18 protein-coding genes and 2 tRNA genes are annotated in these 18,022 nt (G+C 33.7%); 7 read left to right on the top strand and 13 right to left on the bottom strand.

Going from position 1 to position 18,022, the window contains the following annotated elements; all coding sequences use genetic code 11:
* Positions 1–40: 40 nt before the first annotated feature.
* The 3 genes from BBB02_RS03115 to BBB02_RS03105 form a co-directional block, all read right to left on the bottom strand.
* Positions 41–907, bottom strand: a complete 867-nt coding sequence (locus tag BBB02_RS03115; RefSeq protein WP_010403952.1) for a tetratricopeptide repeat protein — start codon at positions 905–907, stop codon at positions 41–43.
* A 68-nt stretch (positions 908–975) separates the two neighbouring features.
* Positions 976–1,374, bottom strand: coding sequence for a DUF1284 domain-containing protein (locus BBB02_RS03110; protein ID WP_127463945.1), 399 nt, complete (start codon positions 1,372–1,374; stop codon positions 976–978).
* Complete coding sequence (locus tag BBB02_RS03105; RefSeq protein WP_127463944.1) at positions 1,371–1,898, bottom strand: biotin transporter BioY; 528 nt, start codon at positions 1,896–1,898, stop codon at positions 1,371–1,373. Before BBB02_RS03105 ends, BBB02_RS03110 begins: the two co-directional genes overlap by 4 nt.
* A gap of 96 nt (positions 1,899–1,994) precedes the next feature.
* On the opposite strand from BBB02_RS03105, the gene BBB02_RS03100 reads away from it, so the two are divergent.
* Entirely contained in the window at positions 1,995–2,567 is a 573-nt protein-coding gene (locus tag BBB02_RS03100) for a nitroreductase family protein (protein WP_127463943.1), read from the top strand.
* Between the two features lie 91 nt (positions 2,568–2,658).
* Here the strand turns inward: BBB02_RS03100 and BBB02_RS03095 are convergent, their stop codons facing one another.
* Positions 2,659–3,687, bottom strand: coding sequence for a glycoside hydrolase family 5 protein (locus tag BBB02_RS03095; protein ID WP_245970051.1), 1,029 nt, complete (start codon positions 3,685–3,687; stop codon positions 2,659–2,661).
* A gap of 72 nt (positions 3,688–3,759) precedes the next feature.
* Here BBB02_RS03095 and dapF point away from each other — a divergent pair, with 72 nt between their 5' ends.
* The gene (gene dapF, locus BBB02_RS03090) at positions 3,760–4,554 is read left to right on the top strand and encodes a diaminopimelate epimerase (RefSeq protein ID WP_127463942.1); all 795 of its coding nucleotides are present in this window, start codon (positions 3,760–3,762) and stop codon (positions 4,552–4,554) included.
* A gap of 1 nt (position 4,555) precedes the next feature.
* On the opposite strand, the gene sucD is transcribed toward dapF, so the two are convergent.
* The 8 genes from sucD to hemF form a co-directional block, all read right to left on the bottom strand.
* Positions 4,556–5,440 carry a succinate--CoA ligase subunit alpha gene (sucD, locus tag BBB02_RS03085; RefSeq protein ID WP_127463941.1) on the bottom strand — a complete coding sequence of 295 codons (885 nt, stop codon included), beginning with the start codon at positions 5,438–5,440 and terminating at the stop codon, positions 4,556–4,558.
* A gap of 3 nt (positions 5,441–5,443) precedes the next feature.
* Positions 5,444–6,604, bottom strand: coding sequence for an ADP-forming succinate--CoA ligase subunit beta (sucC, locus tag BBB02_RS03080; protein ID WP_127463940.1), 1,161 nt, complete (start codon positions 6,602–6,604; stop codon positions 5,444–5,446).
* A 30-nt stretch (positions 6,605–6,634) separates the two neighbouring features.
* Positions 6,635–6,835, bottom strand: a complete 201-nt coding sequence (rpsU, locus tag BBB02_RS03075; RefSeq protein WP_015588134.1) for a 30S ribosomal protein S21 — start codon at positions 6,833–6,835, stop codon at positions 6,635–6,637.
* A gap of 198 nt (positions 6,836–7,033) precedes the next feature.
* Positions 7,034–7,107: transfer RNA gene (locus BBB02_RS03070), tRNA-Pro, on the bottom strand.
* Between the two features lie 122 nt (positions 7,108–7,229).
* Entirely contained in the window at positions 7,230–7,925 is a 696-nt protein-coding gene (locus tag BBB02_RS03065; protein ID WP_127463939.1) for a 16S rRNA (uracil(1498)-N(3))-methyltransferase, read from the bottom strand.
* A 32-nt stretch (positions 7,926–7,957) separates the two neighbouring features.
* Positions 7,958–8,029: transfer RNA gene (locus tag BBB02_RS03060), tRNA-Glu, on the bottom strand.
* A 68-nt stretch (positions 8,030–8,097) separates the two neighbouring features.
* Entirely contained in the window at positions 8,098–9,237 is a 1,140-nt protein-coding gene (locus tag BBB02_RS03055; protein ID WP_179948518.1) for a hypothetical protein, read from the bottom strand.
* A gap of 82 nt (positions 9,238–9,319) precedes the next feature.
* Positions 9,320–10,144, bottom strand: coding sequence for an oxygen-dependent coproporphyrinogen oxidase (gene hemF, locus BBB02_RS03045; protein ID WP_127464300.1), 825 nt, complete (start codon positions 10,142–10,144; stop codon positions 9,320–9,322).
* 159 nt (positions 10,145–10,303) lie between these two features.
* On the opposite strand from hemF, the gene BBB02_RS03040 reads away from it, so the two are divergent.
* From BBB02_RS03040 to BBB02_RS03030, 3 genes are all read left to right on the top strand, one after another.
* The gene (locus BBB02_RS03040; protein WP_127463938.1) at positions 10,304–12,784 is read left to right on the top strand and encodes a response regulator; all 2,481 of its coding nucleotides are present in this window, start codon (positions 10,304–10,306) and stop codon (positions 12,782–12,784) included.
* A gap of 86 nt (positions 12,785–12,870) precedes the next feature.
* Positions 12,871–13,713 (top strand): ParA family protein, encoded by an 843-nt coding sequence (locus BBB02_RS03035; protein ID WP_127463937.1) that lies wholly within the window; start codon positions 12,871–12,873, stop codon positions 13,711–13,713.
* Positions 13,710–14,576: a ParB/RepB/Spo0J family partition protein gene (locus BBB02_RS03030; RefSeq protein ID WP_127463936.1), complete on the top strand. Its 867-nt coding sequence runs from the start codon at positions 13,710–13,712 to the stop codon at positions 14,574–14,576. The genes BBB02_RS03035 and BBB02_RS03030 overlap by 4 nt, the downstream gene beginning before the upstream one ends.
* 84 nt (positions 14,577–14,660) lie before the next feature.
* Here the strand turns inward: BBB02_RS03030 and BBB02_RS03025 are convergent, their stop codons facing one another.
* Positions 14,661–15,866: a bifunctional 2-C-methyl-D-erythritol 4-phosphate cytidylyltransferase/2-C-methyl-D-erythritol 2,4-cyclodiphosphate synthase gene (locus BBB02_RS03025; RefSeq protein ID WP_127463935.1), complete on the bottom strand. Its 1,206-nt coding sequence runs from the start codon at positions 15,864–15,866 to the stop codon at positions 14,661–14,663.
* Between the two features lie 101 nt (positions 15,867–15,967).
* Between BBB02_RS03025 and BBB02_RS06410 the strand changes: the two genes are divergently transcribed.
* Entirely contained in the window at positions 15,968–16,855 is an 888-nt protein-coding gene (locus BBB02_RS06410; protein ID WP_245970192.1) for an alpha/beta hydrolase family protein, read from the top strand.
* A gap of 49 nt (positions 16,856–16,904) precedes the next feature.
* Positions 16,905–17,978, top strand: coding sequence for an AI-2E family transporter (locus BBB02_RS03015; RefSeq protein WP_127463933.1), 1,074 nt, complete (start codon positions 16,905–16,907; stop codon positions 17,976–17,978).
* The last annotated feature ends 44 nt before the right edge of the window (positions 17,979–18,022 follow it).

The raw sequence follows: 18,022 nt of genomic DNA, 5'->3' as shown, positions 1-18,022 counted from the left end.
ATGTTGTTGTTGTAAACAAAAATAGCGATACAATCAACTCTTATGGAATCGCTGGGTGCGCACTATGGAGTTGTATAAATTTTAGTCTTGCTGCTACCTTGTATAAAGGTATTCTTTCACTTGCATTTTTTGACATGTTCAACAATTTTGAATAACATGCTGTGGCATTTTTAAAATCTGAGAGCTTATCTAGAATAACAGCTAAATTATAGGTATAAAAAATATTGTTTTGATCTAAAGAAATTGCTGCTTTCATATATTCTTTAGCTTTTACGTAATCCCCTTTTTTCATATAGATCAAACCTAAATTTGCTGATAAAGGGGCGCTATTTCTGAGTGTATCATACAATTTCAACATTTCACTCAATGCTAAATTAGGATCATATTGTGAGATTATCGTCAGAAAGTTCTTTAATACATAAGGGTTGCTAGGATATTCTTTTAACAGTCTTGTGTAAATCTCTACAGCTTTTTTAAATTCTTTGTTAGCGTAATAGATATTCCCTAGTCCAATTAAAGCACTTTCATGATAAGGAAATTTTGCGATAATCTGATTGAGGAGAGAAGTAGCTGTTTCACTATCTCCTAACTCAAAGGAATCTTTTGCTTTTTTTAAAATAGAGTATATGTCAAAATTCTTGCCAGAATTCTGCGAAATTTTGATATTAAATTTGTCACTTTTTCTCTCGATAACATCAAGATCTTTATATTTTTTATCAGCTTTTATATGCTTGACAACACTATCAAAGACCTTCTGTATCTCCAAATTTTCACTAGCATAGGTAACAGAAGACCTCCATAAAATCACAACGCAAATTAACATGCAGACAAACATAGATCCTAGTGTTGTGGCATTGGCTGCAGCGCGTAACCAGTAAATCTTATTTCTTTGAACTATACGCAACACATTACAAATTCATAAATGCTACATTACTTATCTAATATAATAATAAAGATATTATTAATTGGCAGATACTATTTAGAATGAGTTAAAAGAGCACTTCTACACATTCCATATGGTTGCCAATTACACTCCTCACATGCGTAGTCAAATTTCTCTAAAGACATTTTCTTTCTAATTCTTTTTACTGCTTCATTCCAGGTTAAAATCTCGCCAATTTTCATTCTTAAAATTTCCATATGCCTTCTATCTAGCTCTAAAACTTTAGCTTGTGTGGTACATTTACCTTGTTTAGTCTGGTTTGGGCAAACACTGCAAATAGTGTCAAGATTATCAACTACTTCGATTTTAGTATTAGGATCATTAATTACTTTACTTGCTATCTTTTTGTAATTTTCTACAAAACCCTGAGAATACCCATATCCTTGAAATGCAAGAGTGCACATGAAATGATGAGGACGAAATTTTATCATTTTTTCAAATATTGCAAAGCTGCTACAAGTAGAAAAATTTTTACCAAACCAGGAAGGATAAATGGTAAAACACCTACCATTATTGCTCGTTCCAGACCAAAGTAAACAGAAAGCCAACTAACACCACAAATAAAGATTACAGCTGTACCGGCCAGACAACTTAAAGAATTACACACAAATGATTTATATTTAGAGTTCAGTAATTCATTTACTTTGTTCATTACCATAACAGCAGCTAAACAGCCAATTAAATATCCACCTGTTGGTCCAAGAAAAATGTGATAACCACCAGAAAAATTCGCAAAAACAGGAAATCCTGCTGCACCAAGTGATAGATATGTAAGCACAGAATAGAATGCTGTTCTGCGGTTAAATTTAAGCCCAATGAGCATTACTCCTAAAGTTTGCAATGTGATAGGCACAGGCTGCAACGGTACGCTTATTTGAGCCATCAAGAATAAAAGTAAAACCCAAGACAATATTTCAACCAGTGTTGACTTACTGCTTGATTGTGTTATAAACATATCTTCCCAATAGAAATAACTTACTAAATGTAATATATGTGTATAAGAGGTTTTGCAATTTAAATTTTGCTCATATTGCGCTACAATGAATTATTTATGCACTATTTAAAAATGATGAGTAAACAAGATCTATTATCGTTGATGAAAGCAAGACACAGTGGACGTTCATACGATCCTACAAAAGCAATATCTCAAAAAAAAATGGATATTTTAATAGAAGCTGTAAGGCTAACATCCTCGTGTTTTGGTGATGAACCTTGGCGATATGTGATATGCAACAAACAGAACAATCAAAGCGCATGGAAAAAATTGTTCGATTGCCTTGATGAATCTAATCAAAAGTGGGCAAAAGATGTACAAGTGTTAATCATATCTTTAAGTGCTAAAAATTTCCGAAAGCCAGACAAAGGGGGAAATTTTTGGGCTAAGCATGATACTGGTGCAGCAAATTACGCACTTATGCTACAGGCTACAGCTATAGGCTTAATGGCTCATCAGATGGGCGGATTTGACAAAGACAAAATAATAGAGAGGTTTAATGTACCTGATGATTTTAATGTAATGTCAGTGATAGCGGTTGGTTACGAGGAAGAAGGTGCCGAAGTTAAAGAAAAGAACAGAAAGCCAATAGAAGAAATATTTTTTTATGACGAATGGCCAGCGAGCTGACTTGACCATTCTTTTTTTAATATCTTAAAAATTAGATTATCTGGCAAATAATTTTTTCCATCCTACCCTCTTCAATTGCTTGCCAATCTTTTCATGAAAGCTTTTTACTTCCCAATTCATAATCCATTCCATCCCACATATCTTCTCGAAAGCCATAAACAGCAAAGTGCCAATTATATTCATTAAAAATAGAAGTAAGATCTCGAAAATAGTGCTCTAATCCTTTTGAACAGCGATGTCCGCCAAACTCTCCAGCAAGGATCTGATAATCTGGTATATTATACTTCTCTTGGAAAATTTTTACAGGTTCTATATATAATTTTAACTTATCTTTATTCCAATACTCTACTTTTTTTCCATCAAAAGATTGAACATGTCCAGGATAGGCAAAGTTATCCTGGTTTAATTTTAAATTTGTATAAGCAAAGGGCTCATACATGTGAAAAGAATAAAGAATATTAGAATCATCAACTGGTTCAAATTTGTTAAAAGTATTAGAGTCATCATAACTGCTGCTATCAAGTATTATTGGGGTCTCTGAGTCAACTTGGCGGACACTGTTTACCACGCTGCTATAAAAGCCAAATAGATTCTTCTGAACTTTGCTTTGTTCTACGTTATAAATAGCCGAATCTGCAGTATTATAAAGCCTTTCTGGATGTGGTTCATTTAAGATATTATATCCAACAATAGCAGGATGATCTTTAAGCTCTTTCGCAAGATCTTGCCAAAATTTTGCTGCTTGTTTTTGAAAAGCTTGATCTGACCATAAACGTAAATCATCTTTATCGTTATTATTTTGCTTCCACCTAGATCCAGGTAAGCTAAGCATCGTTAACACTACTGGTATTTTTTGTTGATGAAAAGCATCTAAAACATCTTTCAGAACTTTCAGGTCTTTGAGAATCAGGCCCTGATAACTGTCTGCATTACCTAAGAGGAAGTCACGTTGCGTAGTTTCAAATTTGTCAGGAGCAAGACGAATAAAACCAATTTTGTATTCCTTTGCTGCTTTGATTAAGTCACTATCAACTTTTCTATTGAAAACATTTGCTCCCTTTCTAACTCCAGTTTGCCAAAAGAGCATTTTGCTGTTCTCCGGTATTGACTTAGCACTCACATTACAGAAAACTATAGAATACAAAACAGCTGTAATTAGAAGAAAAATTTTCACTTATATAATTTTGCTATAATGGTAAGTAACCTAACAGACAAGATCCCGTTTGTAAAGATGCACGGTACTGGCAATAGTTTTGTTATCATAGACTCACGTTCAGCAAAGAATTTAGACTGGAATTATAGACAAATTGCTGATCAAGGCAGTTGTGATCAAGTGATAATTATAACAATGTCTAATGCTGCAAACTGCTTTATGCATATCTACAATGCTGACGGTAGTCGAGCTGAAATGTGTGGAAACGCAGCACGCTGTGTTGGATATTTGATAATGTTAGAAAAAGGTACTGAATATATCACTATTGAGCTGATAAATAATCGTATCTTAGAATGTTTTAAAGTAGGTGATAAATCAATAAAGGTCAATATGGGTAAACCACTGCTTAAATGGAATGAAATTCCTCTTTCTTGTGAATACGATTCCCTTTATCTACCTATAGAGGTTGAAATGCTGAAAGAGCCAGTTGCAGTAAATATTGGTAACCCTCATATAGTTTTTTTTGTTGATAACATAAGCGAAATACCATTGCAGAATTTAGGACCAAAGCTAGAAAATCACGAATTATTTCCTCAGAAAACAAATGTTAGTATTGCAAAAATAGAAAAATCTGGAGAAATAAACTTAAGAGTTTGGGAAAGAGGAACAGGTATTACTGCTTCATGTGGTAGTGCAGCTTGTGCGGCATTTGTTGCATCTGTACTTCGTAAGTGTTTGGCTACTAAACAAACTTCAGTAAATTTACCAGGAGGTAAGTTACTGATTGAGTGGTCAGGAAATATATTTATGACTGGCGATATAGGATTTTTATGATCTAGGACAAGCACCGACTCATTACTTCCAAAACTTTTTTACCAATCACCGCAGGAGTTTCTGCAATTGCAATTCCAGCACTCTTCATAACTTCTAACTTCGCACCAGCACTTCCTCCACTTGAAGAAATAATAGCTCCAGCGTGTCCCATACGTCTTCCTGGAGGTGCTGTTTGGCCTGCTACAAATCCAATAATTGGTTTTTTAGTTTTTTCCGCCTTTATAAAATGTGATACATCTTCTTCTTCGTTTCCACCTATTTCACCAATAACTACAATACCATGAGTGTCATCATCTTTTAAAAACAACTCCATACAATCAACAAACGTCATGCCATGAACAGGATCGCCTCCAATTCCTATACATGTTGACTGACCAAGACCAACAGCGGTTGTTTGTGCTACCGCTTCATAAGTTAAAGTTCCAGAGCGAGACATAATTCCTATATGTCCACGTTTGTGAATATGTCCTGGCATAATTCCTATTTTGCATTCTTCGGGTGTAATAACCCCTGGACAGTTTGGGCCAATCAATCGACTGTTTGAACCAGCGAGAGCGTGCTTTACCTTTACCATGTCAAGTATAGGAATGCCCTCTGTGATGCAAACTATTAATTCTATCTCTGCATCTATTGCTTCAAGTATTGCATCAGCTGCAAATTTAGCAGGTACATATATCACAGTAGCATTCGCATCAGTTTTTTCTCTAGCTTCTGCTACAGTATTAAAAACTGGTAAATTAAGGTGAGTGCTATCACCCTTTCCAGGAGTTACACCGCCAACCATTTTCGTTCCGTAGTCAATAGCTTGTTCTGAATGGAACGTACCTTGTGCACCAGTAAAACCCTGGCATATTAACCTTGTATCTTTATTTACTAAAACGGACATGCTTTACTTTACCTCTTTTACTATCTTTTGCGCGGCTTCATCTAGCTCATCTGCAGCAATAATATTTAATCCCGACTCTTCTAAAATTCTTTTTCCCTCTTTGGAGTTAGTGCCTGATAATCTAACCACTAAAGGGACCTTAATATCTATTTCTTTTGCAGCTTCAACTATTCCATTTGCAATGATATCACAACGCATTATACCGCCAAATATATTAACCAAAATCCCTTGTACATTACTATCAGATAATATAATTTTAAATGCTTCAGTGACAGTTTCCTTACTTGCTCCACCACCAACATCTAGAAAGTTAGCAGGCTCTGCTCCATAGTACTTTATTATATCCATTGTTGCCATAGCAAGACCTGCACCGTTCACCATGCAACCAATATTGCCATCCATTTTTATATAACTGAGACCATGCTTTGAAGCTTCTATTTCTTCTTTGACTTCTTCATCGTAATCACGTAGGCTCACGATTTCTGAATGACGGTATAGAGCATTGTCATCAAAATTAATTTTAGCATCAAGTGCAATAAAACCTCCAGCATTCGTTTCAACTAGTGGATTAATTTCTATCTGGCTCGCATCAGTTGTAATAAACGCATCATATATATTTTTTGCAATATTCGTTACCTTTCCTATTTGTTCTGAACTCAGATTAAAGCTATTGCAAAGCTTATTGTTATCAAGACTTGTAAAACCAGTAGCAGGGTCAATATCAAACTTCACAATTTTTGTAGGAGAATTTTTTGCCACTTCTTCGATATCCATTCCACCTTCTGAAGAAAATATAAATACTAGCCTGCTAAGCTTTGGATCGACTACTAGACTCAAATAGTACTCTTTTTTAATGCTTGAACCTTCTTCAATGTATACTCTCTTTACCTGCTGTCCGCTTGGCCCTGTTTGATGAGTAACTAAAGTCATACCAATCATGTCCTCTACAAACTGTTGAGTTTCTTCAACTGACTTTGCTAGCTTTACGCCACCAGCCTTACCCCTACCACCTGCATGAATTTGAGCTTTAACCACAAACACATCAGATTTTAGTTGATTTATTTGAGTTTCTACTCCTTCTGCAGATGTAGCAACAAAACCCTTTGGTACCGGGACATTAAACTCGTGTAAAATTTCCTTTGCTTGATATTCGTGAATATTCATAAGATAACTAATTATTAACCTTAGTAAAAACTACCAACCATAACGCTGTCTTCTGCATTCTTGCTGATACCTCTTTTTCCTTGCTTCAGCTTTTTTTTTAGCTGTTTTCTCTGATTTCTTTTCGTGATATTTTTTTTTCATTTTGAGCCCTCTTCCTTCCTTTTGAATTATTTTTTTCAACACTGGAAGAGCTCTATCTACATCACCATAATGGACTGATACTTCAATCAAACTCTACACCTCCTTCGGTAATCACTTCAAAATCCATTTATAAATTAGAAAATTAACATTGTCAATTATTTTATAAACTTGAGCGATAGAATATGATATGCAGTGATTCATATGAAAAAAGCTTCATTCTGCTGTCAATCATTTACTTGCTGATAAAAATTGCTCTTAGGTTACAGTGCTCTTGTAATTTTTCTAATCTCGGGGCGGAGAGATTTGAACTCCCGACCCTTTGGTCCCAAACCAAATGCGCTACCAGGCTGCGCTACGCCCCGACTTCTTTACTAAGAGTATCGATAGTTCGGAAAAATGCAAGTTTCATTTATTTCTTTTAGGAAAAATATAATGCAGATTTCTTTATATAGAGTGTCAAGTTGCACTAGCCATATTAAAAAATCTAGCTATACCAATTGGTGAAGGTTAATGCAGCAACTACAGCAGTATCAACTCTCAAAATTCTTTTTCCTAGACTCAGTTTCTGACAAAATTTATTGGCAGAATCAAGTTCGCAAGATGAAAAACCACCTTCGGGGCCAACAATAATAGCAACGTTTTTCTTGCCTTTTAGAACTTTATTAGGAGGTTGTCCTTCACCTGTTTCATCACACAAAACAAAATTTTTATTCTGAGAATCGGATAATTCACAAAAATTAATAGGAAGAAAAATCTGTGGTATACTTGTCCTACCGGATTGTTCCGCAGCTTCAATTGCCTGTAATTTCGCTCTACTTAGGTTAATGTTTTTTACTACTGTACGTTCTGTTGAAATAAATTGAATGCAGGTTACTCCCATTTCAGTTGCTTGTCTTACTATGTTGCTTAAGGCGCCGCTTTTTACCAGAGCACAATACAAATATAGATTTTTTTCATGTTGTTGTTGTTTAGTGCGTTCTTTTATTATAATTTTTGTCGATTTACTTGATATATTCACTACTTCTCCTAACCATTCTCCATCCTTTCCATTAAAAAGATAGAGGTTATCATGCTTCTTAAGCCGCATTACATTGTAAATATAGTGACTTTGTCGTGGATGAAGCGCCAAACTTACATTTTGTGATAAAGCTTCTTCAACATAAAGCCTAATTTTTTTCATTCAAAACTTTAGTTATTTTCATTCTGTTTGAGTGACTCTTACGGGATTTGAACCCGTGTTACCACCGTGAAAGGGTGGTGTCCTAACCACTAGACGAAAGAGTCGACTTGAATCTAATTGAGTTATATCGATTATACATATAAAGTCAATCCAATTATTTTGAATCACACAGTTAGAGTGATATATCAGTGATTTTATATCGATAGCCTCCTATTACCCCATGTTCAATGCTTACTGAACCTATCTCAGATTTAGGAGCTTTAGATCCTAATTCTAATTTTTGTTCAACTTTTGTATCTGAATCATAGCCAGAATCGTATCCAGAATCTCTACGCTCAAAATTTTGCCTTATTTCCTTTACGTTAAAGCCAGCCTTGGTCTTGATTTGCTGACTCGCTGGCTTATTAGCACTTTGCTCATTTAGTTTTACTTGCAAATTATTCACTTTATCCTGCACTAATCCATGATAAGTCCCAGAATTATCTTTTATATGTTTTGCTTGTCTTTCTGATCTCTTTTTCGATAAATCTACCTTAGCATAAATAGGCTCTGGTTGCTCTTTATGATTTAAGCTAGTGGGCTTTTTTTGCTCTGAGAAATCATCTACATCTTCATAAACAGGTTCTCCTGATATACTAGAACAACCACTATCTTTCAATGATAAATTTTCAGTAGATCTTTTATGCAAATCATATACTTCAGCATAAATGGATTCTTCCGATACGCTCAACTCTTCTAATGAGTTACTAACCTTAGCGTCATATACCTCATCATAAATGGGCTCTTTTAAAAGTAAAATATCATCATGCTCAAAAATCCTAGGAGGTTTTTTAGGTGAGTTGGCCTTAAATTTTATCTCTACTTCCTCTTTAAGCTTGTCACAACTTTCCGTTTGTTTCAAAATCTCCAATATTTCTTTTCTTTCTTTTTTTATTAGCTCACCAAGCACTAAACAACATTTTTCTTTACGATCTTTGAGACTGTCCTTATCTCCGTACTGCATCGCTTCTGATGCTATTTTGTATTGAAGGATTACATTTCCTATACTATTATTTATTTCATTAATATTTGCTCCAGCACTAATAAGTAACGTCATTACATTATGATCAAGATTTGTTACTGCATACTCTAAAGCTAGATTTAAAGTTTGATCATTATTCAAGTCAAATGACCCCTTGTTCCTAAAAGGATTAATTCTAGAAAAGAGTTTTTCAAAGCTGTTTACTATATTATGAAGACTTAAAGCTAGCCTCACGCCTCTTATATTGCTATTTCTAGCGGATTTAATTAAAAAACTATCTACTATACCCATGATTGTACCCCTCTATATAAAAGCCCACCATTGTGGTACAATTTTAAACTATAACGATTTATTTTATATTAATAACCGCTTTTCACACCCACTTGACAAGAGGCGGCATCGACATCATAACTGCATCGGGGTTACCATTAGTCATTAAACCAAACCTTGTACCACGATCATAAAGAAGATTGAACTCCACATATCTGCCACGTTTTATCAATTGTTCTTCTCGTTGTTCTTTTGTCCAAGATTTTTGCATATGTTTGTGTATGATGTGTAAGTAAATTTCTAAAAAGGCTTCACCTACTGCTTTTGTGAACTCAAAATCGTTTTTCCAGTTGCCAGAAGTTAGATTGTCATAAAAAATTCCACCAATACCACGTGGCTCTTTTCTATGTTGTAAAAAAAAGTAATCATCACATTGCTTTTTAAATTTCGGATAATATTCGATGTTGAACTCATCGCAAGTTGCTTTAATTGATTCGTGAATATACTTGCAATCTCCCTCATCCTTATAAATTGGAGTAAAGTCCATTCCTCCACCAAACCATTGTTTTGAGGTATATATCAACCTTGTGTTCATATGTGCTGCAGGGATAAGGGGAGATTGCATGTGAGATACTAAAGATATACCGCTTGCCCAAAACTCTCCATTGCTTTCACTTGCACCAGGAATTTCATTAATGGCTGAGTCTTCGAGCTTTCCGTATACTCTTGAAACGTTTACTCCAACTTTTTCAAAAATATTACCAAAGATAATTGTAGATTCACCACTTCCTCCACCTGGTCGGTTCCACTTTCTTTTTTCGATTTTTGGTTCTGTGAATGACTGTACCTCAATTGATAAGAAAGATTCGGTGATCTTGTTTCTCAGTGCACAGAACCATTCAAATGCTTGTGTCTTTTGTTTTTCCATAATCCCTTCTATTGGCTTATTAATATTATTGTACTCTATGTTCACAGGACTTAATTAGATTGGGATAGTAACTACCCATCAAGGACGTTAATAAATCTATAATAATTAAATCAATATAGTAGAATATTTTTATATGTGCAAGGATGCCAAACAATAATAATGAGTAAAAGATACATAGATAACAAAAAAGAGAACAGAGTTGACTTCATACTAAGAAATTATGGGATGTCAATTATTGTGATGGCAGTCATTATGCTCTTACCTCCACTAGCAATATCAGTACTCTATTTTTCTAATGTATATAGTCAGCATGTTAATATAGAGATTAATTTATTAATTAGTACTCTAATGACTCTCTTTGTGGTATATAGTATAAAACGTTACAAGTATCTACTTAATATCATAGAGTTTCAAAATGCAATATTTGCAAATGCGCTGAATCATAATACAGAGTTTTGTCTCATTTTACATAAAGATGAGGGTATTATTTATGCTGATGCGAGGTTCTACGAAAGGTTTAAAGATCACATAAACGATGATGTTACGCTAGATAAAATTCTTGAAGCAGGAGATGTTTCAGAAAAAGACAGAAAATCACTCTATCATGCGTTAAGAAATAATACTTCTGTAAAAGTATGCATTTCCTTAAGCAAGAAGAGTAGAATATCTAACTTTCTTTTGCTCTCTGAACCAATACCGGATAATCCACAAATTGCTATAAATAGTAATAAGACTTTAAATTTATCATTAGCCCCAATAGCAAGACCGAATGGGTATTTTGTACTGAAGGCAACACAGGTAAATAAAGAGCAGGTATATGAAGAGTTGATAGAGAAACACAATATAGCAACTTACGTTGCAAATACAAAAGGAGGTATCTTATCTGTAAATAAAAGATTTTTAGACATGTTTGAACTAAAAAAATTAGAAAAAGGTAGCTCAATCAATGATTTTATATCTCAATCTAAGTATGACGATACAATAACCAAAAATGAAATTATGTTTTTTACTATAAGCGGTGCTCCATTTAAGGCTTATATGAGTACTGCTATATTTTGCGATAAATACAATCATAGCTATATACACGGCTTTATAACACCAACTGAATCAAATATTGTTGATTATCAACTACACCCTTGTTTTACAAATTCGTCAATTGCTATTGCACAATGCGACATAAATGGCAATTTTATAAAAAAAAATATAGCATTAGTAAAACTTGCGGGGTCAAATAATGGTTCTATCTTTGCATTGATATCAGATGATTATCATATGAAAGTGCGTGAATATTTTTCAAGTAATAGGATAAATAATGCGTCCTTTGATGTGCAGCTCAATGGCGGTAATAACATGAAAATATATTTTAATAAGTTTCTTCATAATAAAGTGATGTTCATACTTTGTTATTTTATTGATAATACTGAACGTAAAAAACTAGAGATAAAACTTGAGCATTATCAAAAGGTGCAAGCTATAGGGCAGTTAGCAGGTGGTATTGCACATGATTTCAATAATATATTAACCGGAATAATAGGATTTTGTGATTTGCTTTTACTCCAGCACTCAGCTAGCGATCCATCTTTTGGAGATATAATACAGATACAGCAAAATGCAAAACGTGGGTCAAATTTAGTAAGACAACTGCTTGCTTTTTCAAGAAGACAGACTTTGCAGCCAAAGATTATTAATGTAAATGGTACGATAGCTAATCTTTATGAAATGATCAAAAGATTAATAGGTGAAAATATAAAATTTAATATTTATTATGGTAGCGATTTGGGTGCTGTTAGGGCTGACCAAGGACAATTAGAGCAAGTTATGCTTAACTTAGCAGTTAATGCTGGTGCTGCTATGGAAAAGGGAGGAAAGTTAACTATACGAACCTTTAATCAAAAGGTTGATTCATTAAATTCTACACCTCAGGATATGTTTTCTCCAGATAAGGAAACGATTGAACATGGGAATTATGTTGTGATTGAAGTGATTGATACTGGATGTGGAATGACGAGTGATATAATTGAAAAGGCATTTGATCCATTTTTTTCTACCAAAGATATTACTTCTGGTACAGGTCTTGGCCTCTCTACTGTATATGGCATTATTAAACAAACCGAAGGATACATCTATGTTGCTAGCAAAGTGAATCATGGAACTAGATTTAGCATATTTTTGCCCATAGTTTACATATCGGATGAAAATGATGAAGAGGAAGATAGTAAAGAAATAGAGAAACCGGTAGAGATTAAAGGTAATGGTATAATTTTATTAATTGAAGATGAAGATTCAGTAAGGGAATTTACTGCTAAGGCTCTTACAAGAAAAGGATTTAATGTAATAGAAGCGAGTATAGGTAGCGAGGCACTAGAGATCATTAGAAAAAAAAATCAACACATAGATCTAATAATCACTGATGTAATCATGCCAGAGGTAAGTGGTCCAGAAATAGTTAAAGAAACATTGATACATAGGCCAAACATCAAAGTTATTTTTATTTCTGGGTATGCAGAGGATGCTTTTTTAAAGAGCAATGAAATCAATATAGAAGACTTCCATTTTTTACCCAAACCATTTACTCTGAATGAGTTAGGAAATAAGGTCCAAAGTGTGTTACACAAGACAAAAAAAGGCAGTTTACTTTGAGCATGATTGGCAACAAAAAAATTTTTCTAATGCAAAAATTTCTTGCATATATACAATAGAGTTATTTTATACATAAGATAAAAGGCGTGAGCAAGATCATTGCAATAGTAAATCAAAAGGGTGGAGTTGGTAAGACTACAACTAGTATAAATTTATCAACAGCCTTTGCTGCTGTGGGAAAAAGTACTTTACTGGTAGATCTTGACCCTCAAGGAAATGCTAGTACAGGACTTGGGATTTCTTATCGTAGCAGGGAAGAAAAAAATATATATAAAATACTGCTGAGCAGCGAAAGTGAATTGGTGGAATCGGCAATTTTCAATATAAAGGAAATTCCAAATCTATCACTGATTTCATCAGTGGTTGACTTATCAGCTGCAGAAATTGAGCTATCACAACTTGAGCAGGGAAAATTCGTACTAAAAGATACGCTAGAGAAAGTACTTAATAATTATGAGTACATAATTATCGATTGTCCTCCATCACTTGGTCTGCTTACTATCAATGCTCTGACCGCTGCTGACTCGATTATTGTTCCTCTTCAGTGTGAATTTTTCGCTCTGGAAGGATTGAGCCATTTAGTTAAGACTGTAGAGCTGATAAAAAGAAATAACCTAAACCCTTTCCTGTTAATAGAAGGAATATTGCTCACAATGTATGACAGACGCAACAAACTTAGTGAGCAGATCAAAAATGATATTTGCCAATATTTAAATGATAAAGTATATAAAACTATTATCCCCTTGTATGAGACCATTATTCCACGTAATGTACGGTTATCAGAAGCGCCTTCTCATGGAAAACCTGCTATTGTATATGATCTTAAGTGTCCTGGTGCACAAGCATATATAAGTTTGGCAAAAGAAATTTTAAAGAAACACATGAGCATCTGTAAAGAGAAAAAGCTGATAAGTGAGGGTGCAGCGTGAAGGACAATAGGCGCTTAGGTAGAGGTCTTGCTGGCCTCATAGGCGATAATTATGGTAATAAAGAAGATCGGTTACCTATTTCATTACTACACCCGAGCAAATTTCAGCCGAGAAAATATTTTGATGAGGAGTCATTAAAAGAACTTGCAGGTTCGATAGAGAAAAATGGTATAATACAACCTGTTGTGGTGCGCAAAGATCCAAATAATGAAGGTTATGAAATAGTAGCAGGGGAACGTCGTTGGCGAGCAAGTAAGGTCATAAATCTTGATAGTGTGCCGGTTATCATAAAAGATTTAAATGACAAGGAATGCTTAGAAGTATCGATAATTGAAAACATACAGAGGCAAGATATTAATCCAATAGAAGAAGGTGAGGCGTACAGAAAACTAATAGATGAATTCTCCTATACACACGAAGAATTAGCCTTAACTTTAGGTAAAAGCCGCAGTCACATAACCAATATGATACGAATGCTGTCACTCCCTAATGGAGTAAAAACAATGATCAACGAGAAAAAATTGTCTATGGGTCATGCAAGAGCATTGATTAATGTTGAAAATGCGGAAAGTATTTCAGAAAGAATAGTTTCTCAGGGCCTGAGCGTTAGACAAACTGAAAAATTGATAAAAGACTTACAACAAAATAACGACCGAAAAGAGCATAATTGTACTAAAAATCAAGATATGGTAGCATTAGAAGGAGCTATATCTTCTCAGCTTGGTTTAAAGATCAAAATTAATGACAGTAATTCTAAGGGTAAAGTCATGATACGTTATAACAACTCAAATGAATTGGATTTTATATTGAAAATTTTGAATAGAAGACTTGAATCAGCCATTAATGTCGAAAGTAGCTCATAGAAATTTCTTGACAAACCTTCCCACTTTCCTTGCAATGGAAGTGAAATGGTGGAGTTTGTCAAGTAAGTTATTTCGTTTCTACCTTCAATAAAAATTTGCACGCAATAGCACAGAAGCATACGTTGCTATTCCCTCATTTCTTCCAATATAACCTAATTTTTCCGCTGTGGTTGCTTTGATATTTACGAATTCACCATTAATTTCTAATATTTTTGATATGAATTCCTTCATTCCTGCTTTGTAAGGCGATATTTTAGGCTCTTCACAAACTATAGTAATATCTAAATTAGACACGCTATATCCTTTTTCCTGTGCTTTTTTAGCAGCAAAGTCAAGAAAATGAGATGAATTGCAATCCTTCCATTTAGAGGAATTAGGAGGAAAATGTTCTCCTATATCGCCACATCCTAGTGCCCCGAGTATTGCATCAACGATTGCATGTATTGCAACATCACCATCGGAATGTGCCTCTATTGCCATATTATGCTCAATTTCCACACCGCAAATTTTTATAAAGCTCTTAGCATCATTTTGAATTTTAACAAATTTATGTATATCATAACCGGTTCCGACACGGAATTTTGGCTCTCCAAAGAGAAGTTTTGCCATATTGATATCCTCTTTTGTAGTTAACTTAAAATTCTTTTTCTCACCTTCAATAATCGCAACATGTTTTTTATGCTCCACCATTAGTGATGAATCATCAGTAAATTCTTTGACTGACTGATGGCACGATAATAATTCTCTGAAATTAAAAATTTGAGGGGTTTGTATGGCTCTAAGTTTTTCTCTTGAAATCGTAGATTCAACGAAATCATTACTCACCAATGATATAGTATCCTCGACTTCTATTGCTGGAACTACTCCTGTATATTGACCATTAATCATAGATTCAATCAAGTTATTTATTAGAATATTTGATACAAAAGGCCTACAAGCATCATGTATAATAACAAAATCTGGATTGATCTTTTGCAAACTCTCCAGTCCAAGTTTAACTGAACTCTGCCTGCTTTTTTCTCCACATACTGGACTCAGCAATTTAGTATCTATAGTTGATGACGTAACTTCTTTATAGAAATCTTTTTGACTTTCATTTACTACCACTCTTATGTAACTTATGTACTGATTAGCTAAGAATTTTCTAATTGTGTGAAATAAAACAGACTTACCTGCCAGTTTTATATACTGTTTAGGGATTTTGGCATTGCATCTACTGCCTACTCCTGCTGCAACTATTAATGCTGCTATCTTGTATTCCTCAAGTCTGTTAGTGTACATGCTTATCATTTTCGTTGTTAATACAAGTTATCTAGCATTTTAAAAAAGTTTGATCCAATTCTCAAAAAGAATATTCTTTTACTAGGTGTAATATATGCTAGAGGGAAATAATGCACGTTGCTAAGTATAATAAAGAAAATGAGATACATCTTATATTTTTTCATGGAATAGGTGATAATTATAAAAATGCGTCCAGGTATATACAAGATAGATCTACATATCTCCATAGGTCTAATTTCTACACTCATGCATATAAATACCCAATTGCATTTCAAAACTATATAACTTACGCAATAGCTAGTTTCTTATTTTTAGGAATATCGATATTATCACCCGCTCTGATATTATTTACCAACCCAATGACGTCTAGGACAGCGAATTCAGCAATATTAGCAGCTTTGATTTGCACTTTTTTGTCTATATCAATACTCATGATTCCATTTATAAATAAGAATAAAAGCTTATCTCAGTCTTCGATAAAAAAAATCAATGAATTAATGGACAAGGGTGTAAAACCTGAAAACATCATACTTTTCGGCCATTCCTTTGGAGGAGCAGTTGCATCAGAAGTATTAAAATATTTTACAGATAAAAATATTAAACTTAGAGGCGTTATTTTTACTAGCACTTTCAGCTCTTTTCATAATGCAATAAAGCATTTTCCAATTCCTCAAGCAAAAATTTTAAGTGTACTGCCCTCATGCTTATTGAAAAAGATGCTTAAGGTCCTAAATTTAGATTTTGATATAGTAAGCAATATACAAAAGCTACAAAATGATAATATACCAATAGTAGTCATTAACCATGAAAGAGACACCTTAATACCATATCCTGTACAATTGGCAAAGGCAGTAGATGATCTATTGTTAAATAGAAATTCGATTAAGATCGTTAATCTGAGAGGCTTTACAGATAACCCGCATAACGGAGTTTTATCTAGTTGGCAATTGAGTGAAAATTTGGCTGATCTCATGCCTAATAAAATAATGAATAGATAATACTTACAAAAAACTGTATATTTTTCGGTAAATTAACTATTCTGAACACATGCAAAAACGTCATATAACTATTTGTTGTGTACTACTTTTTATAATAGGAGCATTATTTTTGATGCGTCCTATGATTGTTCCGTGTCTAATATCCGTTTTTGTTGCACATCTATTTAACCCGCTAGTAACCAAGTTTGAAAAATATAGAATACCACGTTCATGTTCTGTAGTTTTTATAATACTTACCTTATTGATAGCTTTTATATTAGTTATCACATTTGTTTTACCTATTATATATTTTCAAATTACTTTAATATTAAATTTCTTAGTGAATAAGATACCTTCATTAAAGCTTAAAGTGATTCCTTCTGTGCTAGAATTTCTTAATATAAAAACTGAAGATAGTTTATTTGATCACTTGTCTAAAAATCTAGTAGAAAATTACAGTGATTATGTATCTTATTTTATAAATGCTCTTAGCATGGGCAGTAATCTTATAATTCAAGTGCTAAATTCAAGCTTTAATTTGATTTACATGGTATCATTAATAGCTATTACGCTTGCGGTGTTTTTTTATGTATTACGTGATTGGCCTGCAATTGTAGAAAAGGTTAATAAACTAATTCCCATTCTTTACAGAGAAAAAGCTGCAGGTTATTTTTCCAAAGTAGATTTCATTATATCTAATTACCTAAAGGGACAGTTAAACGTATGTATAGTCATGATGATCTTTTACTCCGTGGGCCTTAGCATAATTGGGCTGAAGCATTCTGTAGCTATTGGAATTTTATCAGGAACATTAACATTTATACCCTATATAGGGCCATTATTATACACTATTATCGGATTTTTGAGCGCCATTACTCAATTTAGTGGATGGTTTGAAAGTACTGCTGTCTTGCTATTATTTAGTGTTGGTCAATTAATAGACTCAAGCATATTAGTGCCTTTATTAATAGGAAAAAAAGTTCATATACATCCAACTATCATTATTTTAGGAGTTGTCATATGCACCTCATATTTTGGATTTATAGGTATATTATTTTTTATTCCAATAATAGGAATGTTCAGTGTATTAGTAGAATATACAGTTAATAAATATTTTGAAAGTGAGCTTTATAAAAATGGCTAATGAACCTTTTAGTTCACGATAAAAAGAAAAAGGATCTCTGATAC

This window comes from Wolbachia endosymbiont of Bemisia tabaci, from assembly GCF_003999585.1.
Taxonomy (GTDB): domain Bacteria; phylum Pseudomonadota; class Alphaproteobacteria; order Rickettsiales; family Anaplasmataceae; genus Wolbachia.
This window is presented reverse-complemented; position numbering and strand designations above follow the sequence as displayed.

Coding starts and splice junctions, on each gene's coding strand:
- BBB02_RS03025 (WP_127463935.1), bottom strand. CDS start 15,866: ATGATAAGCATGTACACTAACAGACTTGAGGAATACAAGATAGCAGCA.
- BBB02_RS03055 (WP_179948518.1), bottom strand. CDS start 9,237: ATGGGTATAGTAGATAGTTTTTTAATTAAATCCGCTAGAAATAGCAAT.
- BBB02_RS03040 (WP_127463938.1), top strand. CDS start 10,304: ATGAGTAAAAGATACATAGATAACAAAAAAGAGAACAGAGTTGACTTC.
- BBB02_RS03110 (WP_127463945.1), bottom strand. CDS start 1,374: ATGATAAAATTTCGTCCTCATCATTTCATGTGCACTCTTGCATTTCAA.
- BBB02_RS03100 (WP_127463943.1), top strand. CDS start 1,995: ATGCACTATTTAAAAATGATGAGTAAACAAGATCTATTATCGTTGATG.
- BBB02_RS03105 (WP_127463944.1), bottom strand. CDS start 1,898: ATGTTTATAACACAATCAAGCAGTAAGTCAACACTGGTTGAAATATTG.
- BBB02_RS03065 (WP_127463939.1), bottom strand. CDS start 7,925: ATGAAAAAAATTAGGCTTTATGTTGAAGAAGCTTTATCACAAAATGTA.
- sucD (WP_127463941.1), bottom strand. CDS start 5,440: ATGTCCGTTTTAGTAAATAAAGATACAAGGTTAATATGCCAGGGTTTT.
- BBB02_RS06410 (WP_245970192.1), top strand. CDS start 15,968: ATGCACGTTGCTAAGTATAATAAAGAAAATGAGATACATCTTATATTT.
- dapF (WP_127463942.1), top strand. CDS start 3,760: ATGGTAAGTAACCTAACAGACAAGATCCCGTTTGTAAAGATGCACGGT.
- BBB02_RS03015 (WP_127463933.1), top strand. CDS start 16,905: ATGCAAAAACGTCATATAACTATTTGTTGTGTACTACTTTTTATAATA.
- sucC (WP_127463940.1), bottom strand. CDS start 6,604: ATGAATATTCACGAATATCAAGCAAAGGAAATTTTACACGAGTTTAAT.
- hemF (WP_127464300.1), bottom strand. CDS start 10,144: ATGGAAAAACAAAAGACACAAGCATTTGAATGGTTCTGTGCACTGAGA.